The sequence below is a fragment of the Methyloglobulus sp. genome (assembly GCF_046714055.1).
Lineage (GTDB): Bacteria > Pseudomonadota > Gammaproteobacteria > Methylococcales > Methylomonadaceae > Methyloglobulus.
Map to the genome: position 1 here is coordinate 1 of NZ_JBKKBJ010000056.1, position 10385 is coordinate 10385.

The window sequence follows — 10385 nt, forward strand, 5'->3', positions numbered from 1 at the left end:
AGATAAAGCAAAGCAAATGCTTAAAACGGACGGACATCACCGTTGCACTGCAATGTTATGGAATTGGCTGATCGACATATTGACAGTGCCTATTTTAATAGTTGTTATTAGTACACAGGCGTTTCAACAGATACTGCCCAATGAGTGAAAATTTAAAGCGATTGCTGACTGTTTGTAAAGAACAATAACCTGCATATATTCGCCGCCAATGGGTTTGCATAATTTGCTCGCCGTAACAGGCAGAAACTTCATCAAGATAAGCTTGTATGGCCTTAATAGCCAGCGCCGAGTGCCCTGACGACAAGTTATCTATAGATATATGGACATCGACGATCGCTGAGTTAATGCCCCAAAACTTAAGTTCTTCAGACAGGCGTAGATAAACCTTGCCCAAGCCGCTGAGTTCTATGGCCATATTCAAGCCCAATAGTTCAGGCAAAAGTGCGCTGGGAAATTTAGAAATAGCCATCAGATACACCGGAATATCAAAAGCGCTGCCGATAAAGCCGGGATGGTCGATAAAGTCCTTGGAATAAATAGGCGGCAGTTTGATATTCAAGCTGTTGAGCAATTCTTGATAGATAAAAGGGTGATTTTGCTCCAGGATGCCGTTGCCGGTCTCGTCTTCGTAAATCTTGTGTAAAACAGTGCCAATCGCATGGCTGGAATAGTAATCCAGTTGATGTATGCCTTGTAGCCAACTACCGTCGGTTAGGATTGTCGGCGCAAACTGTTCGATTCCCCAGACATAGGCGTTTCTGGATAGTTTAGGTTTTTTGTTTAATGGCTTATAGGTATCGACTTCGTGCTGATAAATCGAGTGTATATAGCTTTCAAATGCTTGGTGGGAGTATCGGCGGAAAGGTAAGCGGTTAAAGAATTTAGCCCAAACCAAAACTCGGTCTACTTTGTGTTTGGAGATAGGCAATACTTCTGGGAAAAGGTCGTTGTTGACCAGATAAAAATAAAGTTCCCTGTTGCTTAATTTGGCGTAGTTGTCCTGTACTACATGGCTATTTTCTTGTTGCACTTCAAACAAACCGTTTATGGCAGCAGGTTTGCTGGAGATACTCTTTAAACCTACTTTGTAGTTTGCAGATTTATTTTTTTTGCTTTGAGTCAGCCCAGGGGTTAGCTCAGATAATAACCAATTCTTGAGGATGGTTTTCCCGCTTTCATCAAGGACTCCAAACATAGGGCCGTTAAACTCAAACAGCTTTAGTAATCGACTGTTTTCGGGTTTTGCCCGGTCGATATAAGGCGAATGCAATAAGGTAGCGAGAAAGTTTGCACTCTTAAAAGGGTCTTCCTTAAACCAGTCGTCTATGGACTTACTGCCTAACCGGATTTTACCGTGGTGTCCTATTGCGTTAGGGGTAAGGGTTGCCAGCAGTTTTTGCACAGCTTGCCGAGGGGACAGGGTAGTATGTAACTGTGTGCCGATCCGCTGATTGCAGTGTTCAAGCTGTTGTTGATGCAGCCAGAACCCAGCCTGTATCCGCCGCCACAAATCGTCGGTTTGAATTTTAAATTCACCTAAGTACGCCTTGATAATAGCAGTGAAATAGGGTAATTCATGTTTGCGCCGATCACTTCTGGAGGTTAGGAAACTAGGAAGCTTAATGTCGTCACAGTCAGGAAAAAACTGCTCCGGCAAACTTAAGGCTTGGCAATAAGACAAGGTAAAGCCCAGGATTTCTGGAAAAAACACCCTAGGGAACTGGGCTAATGCCAGTTGGATAGCAGCAAAATCGAAAATCTCATCACCAACATCGCTTTGCTTTGCAAACGCTAAGGTATGGACGGCGGGTAACTCAATGCCAGAAGACAGCAAGTGAGCGCTATAGATAGCCCTGCTATTGGCAATGCTTTGATCGTCTTCCGTTAACCGTGAGTACACCGCCATCAGGTCAACGACTAACGGGGTTTGGCTGGTAACCGTTTGTGAAATGTTCGCTAACCAGCTTAGTTCAGTAAAATAAATAGGCGCATATTGAGCTAGGCATTCATTTAGTGCTGTATCAGGCAACTTGTATGGATGCGTGGATACCGTGTTTTTAAGCAGAGTACCCAGATTATTAGGGCTATATTCTTCGCTGAATTTAGACCGGTATTGTCCGGTAACTGTTTGAAAATGCTGTTTCAGATAGCAATATGCGCGGGGCAGGATTGCGTAATTTTCGCTGATATGGATCAATGCGTAGAACAGGTCGCGGCTATTGTCTTTATTATCCAGCGCAGCCGCGTAAGCCGATTTAGAAAAAACCGGTTTTAAAGTTGGCCCTAAAGCAAGATTAAACTCATTCAACTTCATTCATCGCGAGGTTTAGTTATTAAATAATCATTGACCACCAACACATCCAGTCCAGTGGTCATAAACACGGCCAGAGCATCTTCAAGGCTATGCACCAGGGGCTTGCCCATTATATTAAAGCTGGTATTGAGCAGCACAGGCACTTGGGTAAGCTGGTAAAAATTTTCGATCAGTCCGTAAAAACGCGGATTCCACTCTTTTTTGACCGTTTGTAGCCGTCCAGTTCCATCGACATGACAAACCGCAGCGATTTTACTCCGCATGGCTTTTCTAATCTGCAGCGTTTTATCCATGTAAGGCGACTCGTGGTAGTTCTCGAAATACTCATCGGCGTGTTCATGCAGTATGGAAGGCGCAAAGGGGCGAAACATTTCCCGGAATTTGATCCTTTCGTTGATGACATCCTGGGTGGCAGCCTCTCTGGGATCCGCGAGTATAGACCGGTTGCCTAAAGCCCTGGGACCAAATTCGGCGCGGCCTTGTACCCAGCCAACCAACTTGCCATCAGCCAGTAACCGGGCTGTTTCTTCGGATATGCTGTCGGGTAAATGCTGAATGTTGAGCGAGCGGTTGAACCGTATCAAACGTTCCACCGCATCATCCTTAATCGTCGAACCCGTGTAAGGTGTTTGCAGTCGTGGCGATTTTATCTGCTGTGGAAAATCTTCATGATACGCTAACCATGCTGCGCCTAAGGCACAACCATCGTCGGCGGGTGCGGATGGGATATAGGCTTGTTTGAATTCGGTATGTTGTGTGATTTGCCCATTAAAGGAAGAATTTAATGCACAACCGCCCGCCACGGCCAAGTTATCGCATTGGGTAACTTTATGCAGGTGACGCAATAACTGTGTGGCCAGGTCGGCAAAGAAAACCTGGCCGGTGTAAGCAACATCTGCTTTTTCCTCTATTGGGCTGTTGGGGTGTTGTTTAAACTCGTCCAGCTTGGCGATTTGCTCAAACAATCCTTCGGCAGGGTGTTTGCAATCAAAGCCATTGACGACAATGATAGAACTTAACAAGGCATAAAGTTTTGGGTTGAGTTTGCCATAAGAAGCCAAGCCCATGACTTTCCATTCTTCGCCCTTAAGCCAGTCAAACCCGCATAACTCAGTGATTTTCATATAAAACAAACCCAAACTGGCTTTGCTCAAGCCTTTGGCCTCGTGCAACCGCTCCAATTTCCGGTTCCGGTAGCGATAAAAAGCCATCGCGCCATGTTCCCCGTAAGAATCAATCACCGCACAGGCAACTTCCTCAAAGGGACTGCCATAACAGGCGGTTGCTGCATGGGTGAGGTGATGGTCGTAATCCTTAAATGCAATCGAACATTCCGGGAAATATTCCTGGATAATCCTCACCAGATTGAGACCAGCACGGTCTATGCTGTTGGCTTGGCAGGCCATCATGTGGTGCAATTGATAATTCGTCAAGGGTGAGTGCAGTTTTTTGATACCAGTTTTCAGTAAACCCGGAGCTGACAAAAAACCTAATTTTTTGACCGTGGTTTCGTAAAACGGCCGTTTTTTCCGCCAATTGATGGCGAGCACAAATTTTTCAGGATTAGGACAATATTCTTCCAATAGTTCAGGGATGCGAAACAACTGGTCGGGTTCGCAATTGAGCGCACGCTTATTTTGCAAAAACCGTTCAGTCGCCTCGGCAAACAGCACTACACCTGCATCGCTAATGATAGCCAAGGCGGAATCGTGATAGGTGACCGATAGCCCTATGTAATAGGTTGACATACAGTTTTTGCTTTTCGCTCGTGTGCAAGTTTTTTAATCGGCAGTATAGAGTTTTTGTGGTGCCCAACCTAATATTTCTGCAATAACCTAAGCTTGAAAAGTTAGGGATCAACCAAATTTATTATTCAACATGCTTGGATTCGACAAACCCGCTAAATTTTTCGGAATAGAGGAAAGGAATAGTTCATTTCTGTAAGTAGCCTAGTTTTTATCTGATGTTGGCTGTTTACATCAATACTGAAAACTTTTAGATTTAACCCACTGTATAAAAATCGCTTATTAATACTATTAAGCGCTAGTGATCTAACAAAAAAGGGTATTCGTAAAACCGTGTGGAATTATGACGCCAAAATTAATAAATTCTTCATTAAAAAAGAAAAGACATCGTTTTGCAAGACCTGACCCCGCTCCTGTTTTTATCGACTTAACGGCCTTTGTTCTTCGATTGAGCGCTTTTATATGCGCCTACCGTGGCCGATAGCCGCGCTTCCCGGTATTGCGGTTAAGTTCCCGACTGATGGCCGAAGCGGATACGCCTATTATCTCGGCTATTTGTTTTTGGTTCTTTTGGGCTTTCTTTAAGACATCAATCTGGTATCGTTGTACTTCGGCTAGCTGTTTATAGCCTTTCATAAGCTTCCTCATCTTTGGTCGGATTGAAAAAAGCCTTGAACTATAACAGCTAGCCCTTCTCAATTCAGTTGAAAAATGAATTGCACTTATGAGTTGAATCTAAGTTACTATACACAAATCCATTGACATCCATAACACCAATTAGGAGTTCAACCTCATGAAATGGCAGCACAGCATCCCGGCCGCTTTCCTCGCGGCTCTCACAATTATGCTACTAACTGGCGCCGCCCGCGCCGAAACCGTGTCGATAGACATCACCGCCGAGGTATTCGGTATCATTACTCCCGAAAACGTGCCGGGGGGGGGTAATTAGGCGATACTATTTCGGGCACTTACGTTTACGATACCAACACCCTGGACAGTTACCCCGCCGACTCAACAAACGGTCGTTACTTGCACACGACCGCACCCTACGGCATGGATCTCAGGGTAAATCGAAGTGGGCTGCGATTTCGCACCAATCCCGACAATGTCAATTTCTCGCTCTTAGTGGTCAATGATCATTACAATGGGTACGATTCTTATTCCGTGTTCTCTGCTCCCAACCTTTTAGAAGTGCCGCCTCCCCAAAGCAGTAGTTACCCTATTGGTACTATTGGATTTCAACTCAGCGACAGTACCATGAATGCGCTATCCAGCGACGCGCTACCCACGACGCCGCCGTTCCTGGACGATTGGCAACAGCCACTTTATTTACTGATTGAAGCCTCCTATTCCCCCTTTGAATCCTTCTACGCCATTCAGGCTAATATAACCTCCGCAGTCCTCTCTGACGGTGGCGGCACCGATGCCAACGGCGATGGCGTGGAAGACGCCATCGAAACCGCCCCTGGCAGCTTCGCTGATACGCGGACGCCGCCCACGACGGGGTCCATCGTTGATGCCGGGAGCCTCGGCGTCACTGTTGCCGATTCCACCGACCCAGCCCAGGGCGTAGTGATAAGGGCAGGGCCGGGTTCTGGCCAGGCAAGTCTTTTAGTATGTGGTTTTCCGGTGTTGCTCTCCCCCGATAGCACTACGGTGATCACTTGCGGAAGTATCGAAGTGAACGTATCCCAGGGTGGTCTAGTGGTAGTTCAGTTAAATGACACTGTGACCGTAAACCTCGGCACCGGTGCCATCGCTAAGATAACGCAGGTCGAGAATGGGCCGTTCTATGTCGAAAACAACGGCGACAACCAAGCGGTTACCGTTACCCAGAACGGCAACACCACCATTGTCAATCCGGGCCCCCCTTATGTGGTCGGTCACTTGGTGACGGGCTATTTTCAGCCGGTCGACATGAACGGGATATTCAACGTGGTAAAGGCCGGTAGCGCCGTGCCGCTAAAGTGGCGGATCACCGAGGTACCGGCGGGTACGCCGGTCACCGATCTGGCATCGGTCAAGCTGAAAGTTCAGGACGTGAATTGTAATCTCGGCTTCACTACGGATCAGCTGGAGGAAGTCGCTTCGGGCGGCTCTGGCTTGAAGAACCTGGGTGGCGGAAACTACCAGTTTAACTGGAAGACGCCGAAGAGCTATGCCAATTCTTGTAAGAAGTTACTACTTGACCTCGGTGGCGGCTTATTAGCACCGCCTGCGCTGTTCAGCTTCAAGTAAAGAGCGCAATACGCCTTAGCAGGAAAATTGGGGCTGGGGTCGATGTCTCTGTAAGATGCCGATTCCGGTCCCTTTTTTACTCCCGACTGCTGCTATATTATCGTAGCAAGTAGCCTAATGGTATAGACCCCTCCCCTTCCCAACGGCATCGCGAGGCGCCAAAGTGGGAGGGTAAAACCACCCCTTAACAGAAGAAGAGGAATCCGCCGTGAATAGTGCGACAATGAGCCTGGACATTGCAAAGGACGTTTTTCAGGCACACGGCGTGGGTGCACACGGCAAGGTCGTGTTGCACAAACAACTCAAACGGAATCAAGTGCCGGCCTTTTTCGCCAACCTGCCACCGTGCTTGCTAGCCTTGGAAGCCTGTGCCGACGCGCACCACTGGGCAAGGGAACTGGTCAAGCTGGGGCATGATGCCCGACTGATCGGCCCCAGTTCGTCAAGCCCTACGTCAAAGGCAGCAAGGACGACGCCAACGACGACGCGGCCAGGAACCTATATATTGTGCGCCAACATGGGAAAACGCTTAAACAAACAAGTCCGACAACCGATTTTATAAACAGTTAGCGAGGTTACAACAGCCACTCCAAAGTTGCGGAGCATTTTGCAACACGGTGGCAAACCGGTCAGGCCGGTGTTTTCAAGAATCCGCTTACCCCGAGCCTTCGAGGCCGATAACGTAATAGGGACGGAAACACGCGGAAACCCATCAGAGCCAGAGGTGACAAGACCTCAACAATAGGCCGGATAGTTGGCAGCAACTGCTTACTGACCGCTGCAATCGAAAAGAAAAGGCTTGCAAAAAAGAGGAGTCCGTATATGGGGTAAGATCAGATACCGACATAGATGAAGCTTAAGGCATAGTTCAAGATAATTGGAATCAATGATGTAAGCGCATCAAAATTATCGCATCGCCATGAGGGACTTTAAGCTCCAACACCATGATGGTAATGATGATGGCAAAACGCCATCGCTGAATGCTTCCAATTTAGTCTTATCCATACTGGCCCCCGTTCATACTTAAAGAAACTTTCACTTTACAAAAACGGATACTAACGTTGAGAACAAATATTTCATTCATGCGGTCGAGGTTAGCTATAAGGAAAGTATCTTGAGCTTGAGCGAAAACCTCAATCCCAAAATGACATCAATACCTTTCCATGCCTAATTAATTGGCAGCTAAAAACCAGGTTGACGCTATCTGGTTATGCGTTACACCTAACTTGGCTTGGATGTCGTCCAGTAATTCGTGCAATTGCACCGGGGTGATGCGATGGATATCGGTAGCCATTAATGAAGCTGACAACGTTGTCAGATTGTCGGTTAATCCTTCTGACCGCGGAAGGCGTTTAATGTAGGCTTCAACCTCATTGATACAATACCCAACCGAGCGAGGAAAATTTGGATCCTTGAGCAAGTAATCCAACACATCTGCGCTACTGATCCGATGCCGCCGGTGCTTTCGATACATAAGCAGGGCGCTTAAAGATTTCAGTACATTTATCCACAAGGTATTTTCGTATTGACGCGTTTCATCGCTACGGTCTTCCGCTAACAGAATTGATGCAATATCCAGTATACGCGTAGTCATGTCAGCCCGCTCAATACTTCGCCCTAAACGAATAAAGCGGAGAGCATCGTCGTGACTCATCGCTCCCGACAAAAATCCAGTGAAACGTTGGCAACCCCGCATAATCTCATTCAATATTAATACTCGCCCCCGGCGATTGGTGGCAATGCCCACATTATCCTTAGCAAACAAATACATTTCATTGACTTGCTGCCAAGCTTCATCGGGCATGAGCTCACGAGATGTACGGATATCTTCCCGGGCAGAATTCAAAGATGAGAACAACGAACCTGGATTGGCAGTGTCGGTCAACAGGAAGCGCATCGTGTTTTGCTCGTTGGGAACCTCATAAAGTTGAAAAAACGCTTTCTCCGCACCGAATATAGTCAGCAGATTGCGCCAACTCATTTCTACATCCTTCGGCAAATCGAACATGAGATTCATGTAGACACTCAGCAAACGCGCTGTGTTTTCAGTCCGTTCCAGAAACCGGGCTAACCAATATAGACGTTCGGCAGATCGAGATAACATAGTTACATGCCTGTATTGATAATCCAGGTATCTTTACTGCCGCCGCCTTGAGAAGAATTGACGACCAAAGAACCTTTTTTCAAGGCAACACGAGTCAGCCCACCGTTAGTCACGAAACTATTTTCCCCTTGCAGGATAAAAGGGCGCAAATCGATATGGCGTGGTTCTAATTGATTATTACATAGCGTGGGACAGGTTGACAGCGCCAATGTGGGTTGTGCAATATAGTTACGTGGCTGATCCTTGATAATTTTATGAAACTCCTTGATTTGCGCCTTAGATGCATGCGGGCCTACCAACATCCCATAACCACCGGACTCATTGGCGGGTTTTACCACCAGTTCGTCCAGATGCGCCAACACATAGGCTAGCTGCTCAGGGTCACTGCATAAATAAGTCGGGACATTGGGCAAAATAGGCTCTTCATTGAGATAATAGCGGATCATTTGCGGAACATAGCTATATATGACCTTATCGTCGGCCACACCAGAACCCGGCGCGTTAGCCAATGATACATTTCCTGCCTGCCAAGCCCTTAACAGGCCCTTCGCACCTAACATAGAATCTTTACGGAACACTTCGGGGTCTAGGAACTGGTCATCGATACGGCGATAAATAACATCTATCTTTTCCAGTCCGTTGATGGTGCGCATATAGACACAATCGTCCTCTTGCACCACTAAGTCGTCGCCTTCGACCAGCTCTGCGCCAATTTGTTGGGCTAAAAATGCATGTTCGAAATACGCTGAGTTGTAAATCCCCGGTGTTAGGACCGCGATCCGCGGAATGTCACTATGCTCGGGGGCAATAGATACCAACATTTCTAATAAATGAGCCGGATAATCGTCAACGGGCAGTACATCCAGGTCTTGCAACAACTCTGGGAATACCTTTTTGGTTATACTGCGATTTTCGATCATGTAAGACACGCCCGATGGAACGCGCAAATTATCTTCGAGTACATATAAGGTTCCATCCTTATCCCTGACTAAATCACTGCCACAAATATTCGCCCAGATTCCGAACCTGGGCTGCATACCCACACATTCCTTGAGGAAATTGGTTGAGCTGCTGATAATACTTGCCGGTATCAAACCCTCCTTGATAAACAATTGTTCGTTATAGGTATCGTTGATAAAACAATTTAATGCTTTAAGACGTTGCTTTAAGCCGACTTCCACACGAAGCCATTCTTTGTATTCGATGATACGGGGAATAATATCGAACGGCCATGCCCTATCGATATTACCTTCCTCACTATATACCGTAAAAGTAATACCCATTTCCATGATCGCCAAATCAGCCGCAGTTTTACGAACATCCAATGCGTCACCGCCAAGACTGTCCAAGTAACAGCTCAAGCGATAGCTGGACGCTCGCGCTTTATTTGCAGAGCAACGCATTTCGTCATACGCATCAGTAACTGTGTATTGATCCCATAATGAAGCCATATTACATAACCTCTGATAATTGTGAAGAAATACGTCTGACTCAATTTCTCTTCGATGTTGAAAAAAGACGCAAATTCTTTAACAGGAAAAGCGCCTAGAGGATGTGCAACACACGATGAGAACAACTTTCAATCTAAATTAAAGCATGATTGATGCCATTCTTAATTAAAATGCACTTTTGGGTCTATCATCAGGAAAAATAGAAGCTTAAGTGAACTTGTATTTTTTAATGCACCGCTTTTGTGCGCTTATTTATGTTATTGCTTTCCAATTTGGTGCGTTGACCACGTTAAAAGAAGTTATTCTAGTCGAAGTATAATTGTAGACCGGTTAGGCGATTCACCGTTGAGGGCTTATGTTTCGGCTTTAGCATTTTAGTACTGAGTCGATGGGTGGGTTATGACGTGCTTTTTCCAGCCATAAAAAAGCCCAAGGGCTGTTGGCCCTTGGGCTTGTCATTAAGGGCTTGGCGATTCCCTACTTTCGCATGGCAAACTGCCACACTATCATCGGCGCCAGGCGGTTTCACTTCC

Annotated in this window: 6 protein-coding genes and 1 pseudogene; 2 read left to right on the top strand and 5 right to left on the bottom strand. The window is 46.5% G+C overall.

Going from position 1 to position 10385, the window contains the following annotated elements:
• Positions 1–94: 94 nt before the first annotated feature.
• From ACLQ6D_RS03335 to ACLQ6D_RS03345, 3 genes are all read right to left on the bottom strand, one after another.
• Positions 95–2314, bottom strand: coding sequence for an iron-containing redox enzyme family protein (locus tag ACLQ6D_RS03335; protein ID WP_411725851.1), 2220 nt, complete (start codon positions 2312–2314; stop codon positions 95–97).
• Entirely contained in the window at positions 2311–4062 is a 1752-nt protein-coding gene (locus tag ACLQ6D_RS03340) for a carbamoyltransferase (RefSeq protein WP_411725852.1), read from the bottom strand. The genes ACLQ6D_RS03335 and ACLQ6D_RS03340 overlap by 4 nt, the downstream gene beginning before the upstream one ends.
• Before the next feature lie 465 nt (positions 4063–4527).
• On the bottom strand, positions 4528–4695 hold the full coding sequence (locus tag ACLQ6D_RS03345) for a helix-turn-helix domain-containing protein (RefSeq protein ID WP_411725853.1): 168 nt from the start codon (positions 4693–4695) through the stop codon (positions 4528–4530).
• A gap of 417 nt (positions 4696–5112) precedes the next feature.
• Here ACLQ6D_RS03345 and ACLQ6D_RS03350 point away from each other — a divergent pair, with 417 nt between their 5' ends.
• A complete protein-coding gene (locus ACLQ6D_RS03350; RefSeq protein WP_411725854.1) occupies positions 5113–6297 on the top strand; it encodes a PxKF domain-containing protein in 1185 nt (394 codons plus the stop codon).
• A gap of 223 nt (positions 6298–6520) precedes the next feature.
• A pseudogene (locus ACLQ6D_RS03355) lies at positions 6521–6789 on the top strand (IS110 family transposase); the annotation flags it as partial.
• Between the two features lie 679 nt (positions 6790–7468).
• On the opposite strand, the gene ACLQ6D_RS03360 reads toward ACLQ6D_RS03355, so the two are convergent.
• Together ACLQ6D_RS03360 and ACLQ6D_RS03365 are read right to left on the bottom strand one after the other, a co-directional pair.
• On the bottom strand, positions 7469–8401 hold the full coding sequence (locus ACLQ6D_RS03360; protein WP_411725855.1) for an alpha-E domain-containing protein: 933 nt from the start codon (positions 8399–8401) through the stop codon (positions 7469–7471).
• A 2-nt stretch (positions 8402–8403) separates the two neighbouring features.
• A complete protein-coding gene (locus tag ACLQ6D_RS03365; RefSeq protein WP_411725856.1) occupies positions 8404–9852 on the bottom strand; it encodes a circularly permuted type 2 ATP-grasp protein in 1449 nt (482 codons plus the stop codon).
• Positions 9853–10385: the final 533 nt, after the last annotated feature.

What these genes read in the sequence shown, in the direction of transcription:
- ACLQ6D_RS03335 (WP_411725851.1), bottom strand. Translation starts at nt 2,314, where the DNA reads ATGAAGTTGAATGAGTTTAATCTTGCTTTAGGGCCAACTTTAAAACCG.
- ACLQ6D_RS03340 (WP_411725852.1), bottom strand. Translation starts at nt 4,062, where the DNA reads ATGTCAACCTATTACATAGGGCTATCGGTCACCTATCACGATTCCGCC.
- ACLQ6D_RS03345 (WP_411725853.1), bottom strand. Translation starts at nt 4,695, where the DNA reads ATGAAAGGCTATAAACAGCTAGCCGAAGTACAACGATACCAGATTGAT.
- ACLQ6D_RS03350 (WP_411725854.1), top strand. Translation starts at nt 5,113, where the DNA reads ATGGATCTCAGGGTAAATCGAAGTGGGCTGCGATTTCGCACCAATCCC.
- ACLQ6D_RS03360 (WP_411725855.1), bottom strand. Translation starts at nt 8,401, where the DNA reads ATGTTATCTCGATCTGCCGAACGTCTATATTGGTTAGCCCGGTTTCTG.
- ACLQ6D_RS03365 (WP_411725856.1), bottom strand. Translation starts at nt 9,852, where the DNA reads ATGGCTTCATTATGGGATCAATACACAGTTACTGATGCGTATGACGAA.